Here is a 15356-nt window from a genome sequence, read left to right as displayed (position 1 = left end):
AATAAAGGAGAATAAAAATGGAAACAATTAAAAATCGTTATGACTTTGTTTTTTATTTTGATGTAAAAGACGGTAATCCAAATGGTGATCCCGATGCGGGTAACTTACCAAGGATTGATGCAGAAACAGCGAACGGTTTAGTAACAGATGTTTGTATTAAAAGAAAAGTGCGGAACTACGTACAGTTGACCAAAGAAGAAAAAACACCTTATAATATCTTTATAAAAGAAAGGGCTGTACTTAATAATTTAATCGATGAGGCACACGAAGATGACGAGGTAAGTAAAAAGGAAAAAGATAAAGACAAAACTGAATCAGCTAGAATGTGGATGTGCAAAAATTATTATGATGTTAGAACTTTTGGTGCGGTTATGTCTACAGGTAAAAATGCCGGCCAAGTTCGTGGACCAATTCAAATAACCTTTGCGCGTTCAACTGATCCAATAGTTGCACTTGAACATAGCATTACACGAGTAGCGAAAACTACAGAAGCAAGATCAGAAACCGGCGGCTCAGAAATGGGAAGAAAATATACTGTACCTTATGGATTATACAGAGCCCACGGCTTTATATCTGCACACTTAGCAAACCAAACGGGTTTCAATGAAGAAGATTTGAGTTTATTCTGGGAAGCAATGCAAAATATGTTCGAACACGACCATTCAGCAGCACGTGGAATGATGAATACAAGAAAGTTGATTGTATTCAAACATCAAACAGCATTGGGCAACCAACTTGCTCACGAATTGTTTGACCGTGTAACTCATAAAAAATTAACAGATGGACCCGCTAGAGATTACTCCGATTACGAAATACTTCTTGACGGTGAAAAATTCACAGAGATATTTAAGGTTGTTGAGGTTAAGTAAATAATAAATATGTTATTGCAATTGACTGAGAGATAAGGAAATTAATTTTTATCATCCTTTAAAGCCCACTCACCCTAAGTCCCTCTCTCCAGAGAGAGGGACTTTTAAAAGCCCCTTCTCTTTGAAGAGAAGGGGTTGGGGATGAGTTGAAGAAGTATTTAATGAGTCTGAACTCAAAATCTAATTTAAATCCAGTTGCAATAAAGCTTTGTAGAGAGTTAAGAAAAAACTCTACAAAAGCAGAAATAATTTTCTGGGAAGCTGTACGCAACAGAAAATTTATGGGTAAAAAGTTCAATAGGCAATTTCCGTTATTCTATAATTTGGGAGGAAAGGAATCATTTTATATAGCTGATTTTTATTGTCATGAATTAAAGTTAGTTATTGAAATTGACGGCGGTTACCACATAAAGCAGAAAGAGTTCGACATGCTAAGAACGGAAGATATTAAAAATCTCGGAGTAACAGTTATTAGGTTCACAAATAAAGAAATCGAAACTGATTTAAGTAAAGTATTAAATGAGATCAAAAGAGAATATCAAAAATAATACTCCCCTTCTCTTTGAAGTCGAAGATCCCGCTTGCGGGGAGAAGGGGTATGGGGATGAGTCAGGAAAATGTACACAGAAGAACAATTCATAATGATAAGCGCCTTACAACATTACGTCTATTGTCCTAGACAATGCGGACTAATACATGTAGATGATGTTTGGCAGGAAAATCTATTTACCACCCGAGGTAATATTCTTCATGAAAAAGTTGATACCGACACATACGAAACACGCGGCGATGTTAAAACTGTTCGCGGATTACGAATTCATTCATTTAAGTACGGAATTGTTGGGCGTTGTGATGTAGTTGAATTCCATGAAAATCAAAAAGGGAAATTTATTTTGCCGGTGGAATTTAAATCCGGAAAACCAAAAGATGATTTAAGCGACAAGGTACAGCTCTGTGCACAAGTTCTTTGTCTTGAAGAAATGCTTAATACAATAATTACACAAGGAGCATTCTTTTACGGAAAAATTAGAAGGCGGGATGTTGTTGAAATTAATGATGAACTTCGCTCCCAAACGGAAAACATTATCATTTCTGTGAGGGATATCGTAACAAGTAAAAAAATTCCTAAAGCAGAGTATGCTGCAAAATGTAAAAATTGTTCGTTGCAACCAATTTGTCAACCAAAAGCGATGAACAGCCGTAAGTTAAAAAATTACATTAAAGGATTATATACATTATGAAAAAACATCTTAACACACTTTACATTACCTCGGAAGATGCATTTGTTCATAAAGAACGAGAGACATTTGTTGTAAAAATAAATGACGAAAAAGTTTTCCAGGCTCCAACTCATTCGATCGAAAATATTGTTTGTTTCGGTTTCAGAGCATTAACGCCAGCGCTTATGGCGTACTGTGCAGAAATCAATATTGGTATAAGCTATCTTTCTATGAATGGGAAATTTCTTGCTCGGGTTTACGGTGCTCAAAAAGGAAATGTTTTATTGCGTAAAGCCCAGTATGCAATATCCGATGACGAATTTCTCTCGCTTAAACTTGCAAGACCAATTATTGCTGCAAAGGTTTCAAATTACCGCTATATACTTTTGAGACATCAAAGAAATCATCCCGACTTATCTCCTGAAGAAATCGAATTAGTAGTTGATGTGATGGCTAAAAGATTGAAGAAAATTGAAGAAACCCGATCATTAGATGAGCTAAGAGGTTATGAAGGGGAATGTGCAAATATATATTTCAGCGTACTTTCAAACTTAATAACGTCTCAAAAAGATGATTTTACTTTTACACAAAGATCAAAACGACCGCCTCTCGATCCCGCAAATGCATTGTTATCATTTACATATGCAATCTTAGTTAACGATGTTCGATCAGCTTTAGAAACAGTCGGTCTTGATCCTCAAGTTGGATTTTTACATCAACTAAGATCAGGAAGACCAAGTCTCGCTCTTGATGTAATGGAAGAATTCAGAGCCTATATGGGGGATAGAATTATGTTGAATCTAATCAACTTAAAACAAGTATCAAAAAAAGATTTCGAGATAAGAGAATCGGGCGAAGTTAGAATGTCTGATGATGCAAGAAAAGCACTATTAACTGCTTATCAAAAAAGAAAACAGGAAGAAATAACCCATCCGTTTCTTGGTGAAAAAATGACAATCGGATTATTGCCTCACATACAAGCCCAACTACTTGCACGTTATATTAGAGGCGATATAGAAGACTATCCACCATTTTATTTGAGGTAAATTATTATGATGGTTGTAATTAGTTATGACGTTTCAACGAAAAAGATCAGTGGAAAAAAGAGATTAAAAAAAGTCGCTGACACTTGTTTAAACTATGGTATAAGAGCACAAAATTCTGTGTTTGAATGTGTTGTAGATCCTTCCCAATGGGAAATGTTTAAAAATGAGCTTTTATCAATTTACGATGAAAAGGAAGACAGTCTAAGGTTTTACCACCTTGGCGCTAATTGGCAGCGAAGATTGGAACGCTATGGTAAAGACAAAAATCTGAGTTTTGATGACACATTTATTTTATAAAATTTTGATTTTTGCTAAGTGAAGCATACACAAAAACCCTAGTAGGTTAGCTGTTTAAAAATGAGCCATAAATGCTGTTTTAAGTAACAGTGTAGATTTTTTTTCTTGTTCTTTACTTTGTTAGCAAAAACCTTAAGTTAACACAGTATATTTTATACAGTTAGGGTAGTAACTGTCGCACCCTACACGGGTGCGTGGATTGAAACGCTGATGAAATAATTACAGACGCAAAAGCTGAGTTGTCGCACCCTACACGGGTGCGTGGATTGAAACACAGGGCATCTAATACTTTTTTCTCACCGGCTTTGTCGCACCCTACACGGGTGCGTGGATTGAAACGATGATAACCCACTCACGGTCACGGATTGCCTTGTCGCACCCTACACGGGTGCGTGGATTGAAACATCTAAAACTAAGCGACTCTTGTTGATTGCTTAGTGTCGCACCCTACACGGGTGCGTGGATTGAAACATATTCAACCAGCTGCACGGCAGCATGAACTTAAGTCGCACCCTACACGGGTGCGTGGATTGAAACACATTTACCTAGAAAGTGACAACAAAGCTAAACTGTCGCACCCTACACGGGTGCGTGGATTGAAACTTTTGAAGAGTGCATGAGCTTAACATCGTATGGTGTCGCACCCTACACGGGTGCGTGGATTGAAACCTCATAAACCAATTGAGGAAAAGGCAAAAGAACGTCGCACCCTACACGGGTGCGTGGATTGAAACCGTCGCTTACTCCGATAGTTAACTCCGCAGTTAGTCGCACCCTACACGGGTGCGTGGATTGAAACAAAGTCAATCAACACACGTACTTTAAAATCACTTTGTCGCACCCTACACGGGTGCGTGGATTGAAACAGGAAGTTAGTAAAATAGATTTTGAGGATAAGAGTCGCACCCTACACGGGTGCGTGGATTGAAACGAGTTTGAAGTCTCTAACGCTATTGCCAAAAAGAGTCGCACCCTACACGGGTGCGTGGATTGAAACTAAGGAATGAAGTTGTTATGGGAAGATTGGGAGCGTCGCACCCTACACGGGTGCGTGGATTGAAACTTTTTAACCGAAAGCTTGGACTAAAGTCTATGGGGTCGCACCCTACACGGGTGCGTGGATTGAAACAATAATGTTGATAGTGTTGGCCGGCAGCTTTACAAGGTCGCACCCTACACGGGTGCGTGGATTGAAACGGACCAATATTAGCGGCTGCTGTAATAGCCGCGGGTCGCACCCTACACGGGTGCGTGGATTGAAACCCGTCACGTTATAATAAGTTGCATGAGTGTTAGCAGTCGCACCCTACACGGGTGCGTGGATTGAAACTGCTCAATGTGATTTTGAAGTTTTTGTTCTGTTGGTCGCACCCTACACGGGTGCGTGGATTGAAACCAAAGAGTCCACGGATTAATTGTAGCAAGCGGCTGTCGCACCCTACACGGGTGCGTGGATTGAAACACTTTGTAAGATTGCTGCGGATAGTGATCAGCGGTCGCACCCTACACGGGTGCGTGGATTGAAACAATCCTTCCACCGCACACGTCAGAAAGGTGCCGAGTCGCACCCTACACGGGTGCGTGGATTGAAACAGCAGACATTACACGAGTTTGTTACCAAAACATGGGTCGCACCCTACACGGGTGCGTGGATTGAAACATTTAATTGACTAAAAGAGGTAATTATTATGCCAGTCGCACCCTACACGGGTGCGTGGATTGAAACAAAACACTACCAAACAAAACGAACTTAGCAGAATGTCGCACCCTACACGGGTGCGTGGATTGAAACCTGAACCTGGGAATATGAATGTAAATACGAATGCTGTCGCACCCTACACGGGTGCGTGGATTGAAACCTTTTTATAGCTTCTTCCATTACAAGATGTAGCATGTCGCACCCTACACGGGTGCGTGGATTGAAACATTAGCGTTAGCAGTAAACAACTGCCCTTCCATTGTCGCACCCTACACGGGTGCGTGGATTGAAACATTTAAGTAAAAAATACACTTGTTGTTGCTATCGTCGCACCCTACACGGGTGCGTGGATTGAAACCATCAATATGAATCAACATTCCCGCTTGATATTTGTCGCACCCTACACGGGTGCGTGGATTGAAACATGTTATGCCTTTTTAATATTCAGTTGAATCATAGTCGCACCCTACACGGGTGCGTGGATTGAAACAATGCCGGTAATACAATTAATGGGCCGCGCTTTTTGTCGCACCCTACACGGGTGCGTGGATTGAAACAATCCCACCGATTAATTTAAACATAGACGGGCGTGTCGCACCCTACACGGGTGCGTGGATTGAAACAATGATTAAGGGTTTATCAGAATAAACTATATCTGGTCGCACCCTACACGGGTGCGTGGATTGAAACAATGATGGCAATATAGTGCGTAAGCTGGATGCTGTCGCACCCTACACGGGTGCGTGGATTGAAACACTGCTCTTATCGCTTTCACGATCGTTAATGGATGTCGCACCCTACACGGGTGCGTGGATTGAAACGGGTCTAAATTTTTCTTAGCTTTTGAATAAGCTGTCGCACCCTACACGGGTGCGTGGATTGAAACTTGAATTGCAAGTTATAATTTTTTGGGCGGACAGGTCGCACCCTACACGGGTGCGTGGATTGAAACTTGAACGTTGCGAAAATTACTGCACTAAAGAATGTCGCACCCTACACGGGTGCGTGGATTGAAACACAAATAAGTTATCTCGAAATTGATAATATCTTTGGTCGCACCCTACACGGGTGCGTGGATTGAAACTGAAATAGAACCCGTATCAGAAATAACAGAAGAGGGTCGCACCCTACACGGGTGCGTGGATTGAAACAAGCCACATAACAGGATAGCAATTAAGAAGCTGCGTCGCACCCTACACGGGTGCGTGGATTGAAACTGTCAACTTGGCTAAACGATACATCTTTAAGTTAGTCGCACCCTACACGGGTGCGTGGATTGAAACATTAACCGTGAATCCCAAAGTGTAAATTTTCCCTTGTCGCACCCTACACGGGTGCGTGGATTGAAACCGCATTAAATAGAGTTATCAAACTATCTAGCTTTGAGTCGCACCCTACACGGGTGCGTGGATTGAAACTTTAATATGGATTTGGGAGCAGTTGAAGCATACAAGGTCGCACCCTACACGGGTGCGTGGATTGAAACAAAATTAAATACACTTGGTGCCGATGTTGCTTTAAGTCGCACCCTACACGGGTGCGTGGATTGAAACTCCAACCCCGATAAATTTATGATGCTGTTTCATTAGTCGCACCCTACACGGGTGCGTGGATTGAAACTGCTGACAAGTTTTGCACAGAATAAAACCATAAGAGGTCGCACCCTACACGGGTGCGTGGATTGAAACCGGTAAAGCCGGATAACCCGTTAAGATTACCGAGTCGCACCCTACACGGGTGCGTGGATTGAAACCTAAATGAAATTGATGTGTAATTGAATGAATTACTTCGTCGCACCCTACACGGGTGCGTGGATTGAAACAGTGATGCTGAGGATAAATTTTTAAAGGAAAACTAGTCGCACCCTACACGGGTGCGTGGATTGAACGGATCAAGTAGTAGTTATACCGCAGAAAAGGATGAAAAGAATCTCTTGATTTATTTAAAATGAATTCATAATTTATTGTCGCCGATAAGGCACACGGCTAATTCAAGGGAAAAATGATTGATGAAATATTACGATTGGAATGAAGAAAAGAATAATATTTTAAAAGAAACACGAAATATATCTTTTGAAGAAATCGTATTAGCAATCTCTAATGGAAAGATTTTGGACATCTTAGACCACCCTGATAAAGAAAAGTATCCAAATCAAAAAATGTTCATTATAGAAGTTGGAAATTATGCGTATGTTGTTCCGTTTGTTGAAGATGATAAAAAATATTTTATGAAAACAATTTATCCGAGCAGAGAAGCAACAAAACAATATTTAAATGAAGGAGAAGACAGATGAAATATTTAGATAAAGAAGAAAAAGAATTAATGGAATCCTATAAAAAAGGTGAATGGAAATCGGTAAAAAGAAAAGATAAAAAGAAGTTTGAACAAGCCGCAAAAGAGAGTTTGGCCAAAAACAAAAGGATAAACATTCGTTTGACTTCGAAAGATTACAATGATATTCAAGTAAAAGCAATAGAGGAAGGTATTCCATATCAAACATTAATTGCCAGCATTATACACAAATATAATAAAGGTGAATTGCGTTCTATGGAATAATAATTCGCTTAAAAAAACATAAGAATATTTATATAAAATTACTCCAAAAGATTTGGATAACAACTATTTGTGAACGGTAAGCAATTACGTTCAAAATTCTCAAAATAATACATAATTATTCAGATTTATCTACACCTAATTGCCATCCGGTTCATACCCATTTCTCGAATGATTCTCGAAGAGTTCTCGAGTGACTCTCGAATAGTTCTCGAGGCGTTGCCGTCACAGCGCCGTAGCAGTGCCGTTCTAGTCTCGAAGCAGTGCCGTCCAATGGCCGAATTTTCTGAATTAATTAGAAGAGTGTGACAAAGTGGCGTAGAATATAGGTAGGTTCTACTTTCGATTAACTTCCGCTCAACCTTCGATCAACTTATACTCAAACATTTATGCAGCTTTGACATAAAAAAGGGGAGCCAATTGACTCCCCATTATTCTCACAAACTCCAACTCAAATATTATTTACTCTCAAGAGTCACATCAAATTCTTTTTCCTCTCCGCCACGTAAAACTATTACTTTAACTACATCGCCGGGTTTGTGCTCGTTCATCGCATACATAAAATCATAAATGTTAACGACTTTCTTTTCACCAAATTGAATCATTATATCACCGCCTTGTAAACCGGCTTTTTGTGCGGGACCGCCTTCACTAACACCACCTAATTTGAATCCTTCACCGTTCCAACCGAATTCAGGTATTGTACCGACGTAAACTTTAGTTGCACCTCCTCCTTTTGGAGCAGTTCTCTCAACTTTAATAAAATCCGGACGTTCATCCAACTCATCTATTTTTGTTGTTACTGTATACACATAATCAGCAACATTCTTTTGTCCTTCTAAGTTTATCTTATCCCAATCATCGGAAGGTTTATGGTAATCTTCATGAATTCCGGTAAAGAAAAATAATACCGGAATTTCCTTTAATGTAAATGATTGATGATCACTTCCGCCCCAGCCGTCGTCATTAAATTTTAATTGAAATTCCATAGTGTTGTTAGTTTCAAGCATTTCTTTCCAAACGGATGAAGTTCCGGTTCCAATAATTGTGAGGGCTTTGTCATCACTTAATCTGCCTATCATATCCATGTTTAACATTGCAACAGTATTCTGAAGATCAACAGGAAAATTGTTTACAGTATGTGCAGAACCAAGTAAGCCAAGTTCCTCTGCATTAAATCCCATAAATACTATACTTCTTTTCAAATTTTCTTTATTAGCGGCAAGCTTTTCAGCAATTTCTAAAAGACCGGAAGTTCCGGACGCATTATCATCTGCACCGTTATGAATCATGGGTTCATCACCTCTGTACATCGATCCGTCAACACCCCAGCCGAGATGATCGAAATGCGCACCTATTACAATGTACTCATCTTTTAGATTTGGATCATTGCCTTCAAGATAGCCGGCAACATTGTCACCATTAACTATAATTTCCTTTACATCTGTAGAAATTGATGCTGTCGAATTATTAAGTAAAAATGAATTCGGTTTTTTTGTTTCATCAATTTGTTTTTGTAATTCATTGAGATCATATCCTTCGGACTTCAGCAAATCATCAATAATGGTTCTTCTAACATGAATGATTGGAAAGTCATTCATTGCCGGACCACGATCATATTTGAATTCAATCAGGTCATCGTCTTCATTCGGCTTATATCCATTTACAAATATTACTCCGAGAGCTCCGGCATCTCGTGCAGCGGAAGCTTTCACACGAAGAGATGAAAACCTATCAAACTCGCTCATCGCGCTATCGTTATCAGGATTATATCTCATAATAATTGCAATTCTGCCTGTTAAATCTAAACCTGCAAAATCGTCATACTCTAATTTAGATGAAGAAATTCCGTAACCTGTAAAGGCTAATTTTGCTTCGATGGTATTATTACCGGAAAACGGTGCAACTGTAAAATTTTCGTCAATTCTTAATTCGAGTTTATTTTCACTGAAGGAAATACTTGCGGAATTGTTGCTACCTAATTCTATGTTTTGAACGAATTCGAAATTTTGAAAAAAGCTGCCATCATAAAAGGGAAGTAATCCGGCATATTCAAATTGCTGTTTGATATATTCGGCAGCGAGTTTACCGCCTTCCGAACCGGCTAATCTGCCTTCCAGCTCATCTGATGCTAAATACTTCAGATGATCTCTAAGTTCATCTATAGTTATATCAGGATTAGTAGATGTATCTTGTGCAATGCTTACAATTGCGAATGCCAAAAGAAAAAGAAATAATTTCTTCATTAGATCCTCAAATTTTTAGAAGTGGTACAAAATATTAAAATTAAATGAAAAATATTATAGAGTGGGTTCAATAAAAATTAGTTTTCTGGAACGTGGACAAGGAAATACTCTTCGGCAGTTTCTCCAATTAATGATGCTTGTTCAATTGTCATATGAAGTTCGGCTTCTTCTTCACTTAATGCACCGGCTTCAATAATAGCTAAATCGGTTCCCTTAGCCATTCTCACTAAATTTTCACTGTAAGCTGTATCACCACCATAACAAATAGATTTTCCGTCATAATCAAACCTATATCCAAGAGATGGAACCTCAATAGCAATACCATCATCATTCGGCTCTCGATGATTTACTTTAAAAGGAGTTACTTGAATCGAATCCAACGCAAAAGCTTTTTGATCCGAGATACTAATTAAATTAATGGGATACTCAATTTCTTTTGAGTAAACCGAGTTAAACGCATTATAAATACTTTGAATCTCCAAACATCCTTTTGGATAGTAGATATTAAGTGGTTGCTTTCTTTTCATAACGGAGAGATAAGTAAGAAGCGACCAAAGTCCTCCTAAATGATCATGATGACCATGACTTATAAAGATATCTGAAACTTCCAAGATTTCTTTTTTGCTATAGTCTTTGTTCAGATCTCGTAAAATTCCATCTCCTGGATCAACAACAAATTTGGCTTTGTTGGTTGTAATAATTATTCCTGTAGCAATATTCGGAATGGAACAATATATTTTTATAAAGAAATCATCTTTCTGCCAGATGAGAGGATATTTTGGTAATTTCTTTTTTGTCATCTTATTCGCTTAATCAATTAGATTAAAATCTGTGAAACAATTCCACCAATTAAAAAGGCTACAATCCAAGTTCCGAACCATATTGATAAACCTTCTTTAACTCCACGTTCTTTAAGCATAACAACAAATGATGCGATGCAAGGGACAAATAATGTTATTGTTATAATTGCTACAGTTATCTGCATTATGGTCAATTCCATGTCGAACAATCCGGCAGCACCGAAATCTCTTCTAACTAATCCCATGACAAAAGCTGTTGCGGCTTCTTTAGGAAGTTGTAACCAACCGGTTACAATAGGAGCAAGTATATCTTGCCAAATACTAAGTATGCCTGAAATCTGCATTAATCCTACACCTAGAGCACCGACAAAAAACCAGAAAGCTGCTTCTTTCATAAAACCAATTGTTCTAAACGCTGTCTTTCTCCATACATTTTTTAATCTTGGTATTTGAATAGCTGGTAAATCAATTAACAAAGGTGAACTTTCGCCCGGAAGCATTTTATTAAGTACTGTAGAAAGACTAATGAACACAGTAAAAATGACAGTTCCATAAATTAACAACGGAACAACACCGGCACCGCTTAAAAGAACTGCAATCACAGCTAATTGAGCTGAGCATGGAATTGCAAATTGTAATATAGCTGTGACGATCGTTTTCTCTCTATTGCTGCCTAAAATACGTGTTGTAATGTTTGCCATCGTAACGCATCCAAAACCAAGCATTATTGGAATTACAGCTCTGCCATTTAAACCAATTTTTGTAAATGATCTATCGAGCATTGTTGCTAGTCTAGGTAAGTAACCGCTGTCTTCTAACAATGCCATTACAAAGTAAAATGCCAAAACAAGTGGAAGTAATAAAAATATTAGATAAGTAGTAGTCATTGTGATAACGCCAAACTCACCAAATAAGAGTTTCATAACCGGACTCGAAAACTCGAATTCGGTTTCTGCGTTGGGCAGTGCAGAAACCTCGTCAAACTCACTAGCTAATTCTGGATTTGATGATTTGCCATCCGGGAAAATAAACGATTTGCTATCTACAACTTCTTCCGCGTCATTTATAATACTAACTTCCATTTCCGAAGGAGTATAATTAGAAATGAATGACTTGAGATGATATTCAAAAATTCCTTTACCTACCGTATCTTCGGTGAATCCAACAACTCTCTGAGAAACAACATCACCAATGAAGAAATATAAAATAACAAGAACAACCGCTAAAATTGGAATACCTGTTAGAGGATTTAACGACAACCTTCCAATCAAATTAAAAATCTCACCTTTTTTCGAATCTTCGTGTTCAATTTGATCGACAAGTTCATTTACCCGGTTTCGTCTTCCTATATAAATTTTTTCTCTTTCATCTGCGGTTCCGGTTTCAACTTTATTTTTTTCTGCAATTGAAGCGTCGCCTTCTAAAATTAAAACAGCTTCCGGTTGTGCAATGTTCTTTTGCATAACTTGCTGAATCATAAAGTGGAGGTCTAATTCTTGCTTACCGACTCTCGCATTTTGGATTGCTTCATCAAGTTTATCAAATCCGGTTTCCTTCACCGCAGAAGTTTGATAAACCTCCACGCCTAATATTTCACTTAACTTGTCGGCATCGATTTTAATTTTTCTTTTTGAAACTTCATCGGCAAAGTTTAGCATTACAGAAACTTTTTTGCCCATGTCAATCAATTGAAGTGTCAAAAATAAATCTCTCTCCAAATGAAGCGAATTGACAACATTTAAGATTCTATCCGCTTCAAGAATTACATCACGTGCAACTGTTTCTTCTTCGTTAAAAGAGGAGACTCCATAAATGCCGGGCGTATCGATAATTTCAAAATTTTTATAATTACTTTTAGCTAATGCAACTGTTGTCCCCGGAAAATTGGAGACATCAACGTACATGCCGCTCAAGTAATTGAAGAAAAGTGATTTGCCTACATTGGGATTTCCAACAAGAACAACTTTCTCTTTAACATCGGTTATCTTTTTAAGATCAACGTTACTTAGTGTTTGATTTTTGTTGAGATTGAGAATACTATCGGATTTCATAAAATTCCCTTATTGCACAATAACTTTAATTTTTTTTGCTAAATCTGAACCAACCGCAATTTCTTGTCTGTTCTTTTGTAATACAACAGTTCCTCCCGGAAGCCGTTCATAAACACGTACGATAGAACCCTCAGTTATCCCGAGTCTTATAAATTGCGATTTTAGTTCGCCTTCAGGCAAGTTGATAACAATTATCGAATTACCTTTTTTTGTATTGTTAAGAGTAGAATCAGTCATTGTTTATCTTATGTTTACAGTTTTTGCTCGTACATTTCCCAAAAATATTAAACGAATAACCGGTTGAATCAAAACCGAGTTCTTTGCTGATTTCGTTAACAATGTTTTGAATTTTTGGGGAGGAGAATTCTTTAATTTCACCGCAGTTTGTACAGATTAGGTGATCGTGGTTTTTTCTGTTGATACTAGCTTCAAACCGTGAAATATTATCACCAAAATTTCTTCGTGCTAAAATTCCACATTGTTCTAAAAGTTCAAGAGTATTGTAAACTGTAGCTCTGGAAATATTAGATTTGTTTGTTTTCATGGTCACATAAAGATCATCTGCCCCAAAATGACCGTTTTGATCTAAAGCGGCATCAAGTACTTCAAATCTTTCCGGTGTAACTCGGTGTTTACCGGTTTTCAGGTAATCCTTAAATTTTTTATGTGCGTCTTTTTGTACTGGCATTTTCTCTTTATTTAGATTTAGTCTATATAAAAATATGTTTAAATCTAGAAATAAGCAAAATATATTTACATGTCCGATTTAATTTTTTATACAGTTTTTGCAATTAGGACTCAATGTTTTATTTTCGCCGGTATCTTTTAGTAAAATTGAACTTATCAATCAAAAAAGGAGTTAATATGTCAACAAGTTTTGAAGTCTTGGAATTAGTAGGCACATCTAATGATAGTGCTTCAGAAGCGGTAAAATCTATCGTTTTAGAAGCAAATAAAACAAAGCCGGTTTCTTGGTTTGAAGTTGTTGAAGAAAGAGGCAGAGTTACTCAAGATGGTAAAATTGAGTTCCAAGTAAAAATAAAAATAGGTAGAAAATTATGAACAATTTAAGGAGTAAATAGCTTTGTTAAATATTGGTGATTCAGCTCCGAACTTTACACTTAAAAATCAGAATTTAGAAGAAGTAACTTTGGATTCATTTAAAGGAAAGAAAAATGTTGTAGTTTTATTTTTTCCGTTGGTTAACACAAGTGTTTGTGAAAAAGAACTTTGCTCAACTAGAGATAGCATGGCTCAATACGAAGATCTTGATGCCGAAGTTCTTGCAATTAGTGTTGATAGTCCCTTTGCACTCAAGCTTTGGAATGAAAAACATAGATTTAATTTTAATCTGCTGAGTGATTTTAATAAAAATGTTTCTCAAAGTTATGATTCATTTTATGATGTTTTTGTCCCGGGCAAATTTGATCTCAACGGAGTATCGAAACGTTCTGCGTTTGTAATAGATAAAGAAGGTAAAATAAGATACGCTGAAGTACTTGAAAACGCCGGTGATGAACCGAATTATAATGCGATCAAAGAATCACTGAAAAATTTATAGCAGCTATTAACACCTATAATTTAAGCCGTTACAAACATATATTGTAACGGTTTTTCTTTTGTAATTATACATGATAAATATTATTGTTATCTTTACGGAACTAATATTAGTTAAATATCTGTTTCGCAAATAACTAATAGGAGAAAGCATGATAAAAGAGGGAAATAAAGCTCCGCAGTTTACTTTACCTGATAGCAAAGGAAACAAGGTTTCACTAAAAGATTACTTAGGTAAGAAAGTTGTACTGTATTTTTATCCTAAAGATATGACTTCAGGTTGCACTCAGGAAGCATGTGATTTTAGAGATGCTCATCCAAATTTCAAAAAACTAAATGCTGTTGTTCTTGGTGTAAGTGCAGATTCATCAGCTTCACATCAGAAATTTTCTGATAAGTATGATCTTCCCTTTACTCTTTTGAGCGACGAAGATAAAAAAGTTTTAGAAAAATACGGCGTCTGGAAAGAAAAAAGTATGTATGGGAAAAAATATATGGGAATCGAAAGAACCACGGTAGTAATAAATGAAGATGGTAAAATCCAAAAGATATTCCCAAAAGTAAAAGTTAACGGACATATTGAAGAAGTATTGAAAGAATTGAAAAACTAATGGTTTACGTAACGCGCAGAGAAACATTCAGCTCATCACACCGACTTTACAACCCGGAATTTTCCGAAGAGGATAACAATAAAATTTTTGGAAAGTGTAATAATCCAAACGGACATGGACACAATTATGTTCTCGAAGTCATTGTTGCCGGCGAAGTAGATCCCAAGACCGGTTATGTAATCGATCTTAAAGATCTCAAAAAAATTATAAAAGAAAATGTAATTAAAAAAGTTGATCATAAACATCTTAATTTGGATGTTGAATTTATGAAAGGTTTTATACCAACCGCTGAAAATATTGCGATAGGTATTTGGGGAGAGTTAGTAAATAGAATTCCTACCGGCAAATTGTATTCTGTTAAAGTTTATGAAACAGAAAATAATTATGCCGAATATAAAGGAGAATAA

Annotated in this window: 16 protein-coding genes and 1 CRISPR repeat array; of the genes, 11 read left to right on the top strand and 5 right to left on the bottom strand. The window is 37.4% G+C overall.

Annotation, left to right across the window (positions count from 1 at the left end):
• The first annotated feature begins 17 nt into the window (after positions 1-17).
• The 7 genes from cas7c to QY331_10835 all read left to right on the top strand — a co-directional run bounded on the left by cas7c (position 18) and on the right by QY331_10835 (position 7687).
• Positions 18-869 carry a type I-C CRISPR-associated protein Cas7/Csd2 gene (gene cas7c / locus QY331_10865; GenBank protein ID WKZ68453.1) on the top strand — a complete coding sequence of 284 codons (852 nt, stop codon included), beginning with the start codon at positions 18-20 and terminating at the stop codon, positions 867-869.
• A 161-nt stretch (positions 870-1030) separates the two neighbouring features.
• On the top strand, positions 1031-1417 hold the full coding sequence (locus tag QY331_10860; protein WKZ68452.1) for an endonuclease domain-containing protein: 387 nt from the start codon (positions 1031-1033) through the stop codon (positions 1415-1417).
• A gap of 69 nt (positions 1418-1486) precedes the next feature.
• Positions 1487-2110 carry a CRISPR-associated protein Cas4 gene (gene cas4 / locus QY331_10855; protein WKZ68451.1) on the top strand — a complete coding sequence of 208 codons (624 nt, stop codon included), beginning with the start codon at positions 1487-1489 and terminating at the stop codon, positions 2108-2110.
• On the top strand, positions 2107-3135 hold the full coding sequence (gene cas1c / locus QY331_10850) for a type I-C CRISPR-associated endonuclease Cas1c (protein ID WKZ68450.1): 1029 nt from the start codon (positions 2107-2109) through the stop codon (positions 3133-3135). Before cas4 ends, cas1c begins: the two co-directional genes overlap by 4 nt.
• Positions 3136-3141: 6 nt before the next feature.
• Complete coding sequence (gene cas2, locus QY331_10845; GenBank protein ID WKZ68449.1) at positions 3142-3432, top strand: CRISPR-associated endonuclease Cas2; 291 nt, start codon at positions 3142-3144, stop codon at positions 3430-3432.
• Between the two features lie 174 nt (positions 3433-3606).
• A CRISPR array of direct repeats spans positions 3607-7020; the repeat unit is 32 nt; unit sequence GTCGCACCCTACACGGGTGCGTGGATTGAAAC.
• Positions 7021-7139: 119 nt separating this feature from the next.
• Complete coding sequence (locus QY331_10840; protein ID WKZ68448.1) at positions 7140-7424, top strand: DUF4258 domain-containing protein; 285 nt, start codon at positions 7140-7142, stop codon at positions 7422-7424.
• The gene (locus QY331_10835) at positions 7421-7687 is read left to right on the top strand and encodes a hypothetical protein (protein ID WKZ68447.1); all 267 of its coding nucleotides are present in this window, start codon (positions 7421-7423) and stop codon (positions 7685-7687) included. The genes QY331_10840 and QY331_10835 overlap by 4 nt, the downstream gene beginning before the upstream one ends.
• 455 nt (positions 7688-8142) lie before the next feature.
• Here QY331_10835 and QY331_10830 read toward each other — a convergent pair whose 3' ends face one another.
• The 5 genes from QY331_10830 to QY331_10810 form a co-directional block, all read right to left on the bottom strand.
• Positions 8143-9930: a M28 family peptidase gene (locus tag QY331_10830; protein ID WKZ68446.1), complete on the bottom strand. Its 1788-nt coding sequence runs from the start codon at positions 9928-9930 to the stop codon at positions 8143-8145.
• 77 nt (positions 9931-10007) lie between these two features.
• Positions 10008-10730, bottom strand: coding sequence for a ribonuclease Z (locus tag QY331_10825; protein WKZ68445.1), 723 nt, complete (start codon positions 10728-10730; stop codon positions 10008-10010).
• 17 nt (positions 10731-10747) lie between these two features.
• The gene (locus tag QY331_10820; GenBank protein WKZ68444.1) at positions 10748-12781 is read right to left on the bottom strand and encodes a ferrous iron transporter B; all 2034 of its coding nucleotides are present in this window, start codon (positions 12779-12781) and stop codon (positions 10748-10750) included.
• Positions 12782-12790: 9 nt separating this feature from the next.
• Positions 12791-13018, bottom strand: coding sequence for a FeoA family protein (locus QY331_10815; GenBank protein ID WKZ68443.1), 228 nt, complete (start codon positions 13016-13018; stop codon positions 12791-12793).
• Complete coding sequence (locus QY331_10810) at positions 13011-13469, bottom strand: transcriptional repressor (protein WKZ68442.1); 459 nt, start codon at positions 13467-13469, stop codon at positions 13011-13013. Before QY331_10810 ends, QY331_10815 begins: the two co-directional genes overlap by 8 nt.
• 176 nt (positions 13470-13645) lie before the next feature.
• Here QY331_10810 and QY331_10805 point away from each other — a divergent pair, with 176 nt between their 5' ends.
• From QY331_10805 to QY331_10790, 4 genes are all read left to right on the top strand, one after another.
• Positions 13646-13843 (top strand): dodecin family protein, encoded by a 198-nt coding sequence (locus QY331_10805; GenBank protein ID WKZ68441.1) that lies wholly within the window; start codon positions 13646-13648, stop codon positions 13841-13843.
• A 22-nt stretch (positions 13844-13865) separates the two neighbouring features.
• The gene (locus tag QY331_10800; GenBank protein ID WKZ68440.1) at positions 13866-14342 is read left to right on the top strand and encodes a peroxiredoxin; all 477 of its coding nucleotides are present in this window, start codon (positions 13866-13868) and stop codon (positions 14340-14342) included.
• Positions 14343-14490: 148 nt separating this feature from the next.
• Entirely contained in the window at positions 14491-14949 is a 459-nt protein-coding gene (gene bcp, locus QY331_10795; protein ID WKZ68439.1) for a thioredoxin-dependent thiol peroxidase, read from the top strand.
• Complete coding sequence (locus QY331_10790; protein WKZ68438.1) at positions 14949-15356, top strand: 6-carboxytetrahydropterin synthase; 408 nt, start codon at positions 14949-14951, stop codon at positions 15354-15356. The genes bcp and QY331_10790 overlap by 1 nt, the downstream gene beginning before the upstream one ends.

Source organism: Melioribacteraceae bacterium (assembly GCA_030584085.1).
GTDB lineage: Bacteria > Bacteroidota > Ignavibacteria > Ignavibacteriales > Melioribacteraceae > SURF-28.
The sequence above is the reverse complement of the archived record's forward strand: the minus strand, read 5'-3'. Positions and strand labels throughout refer to the sequence as shown.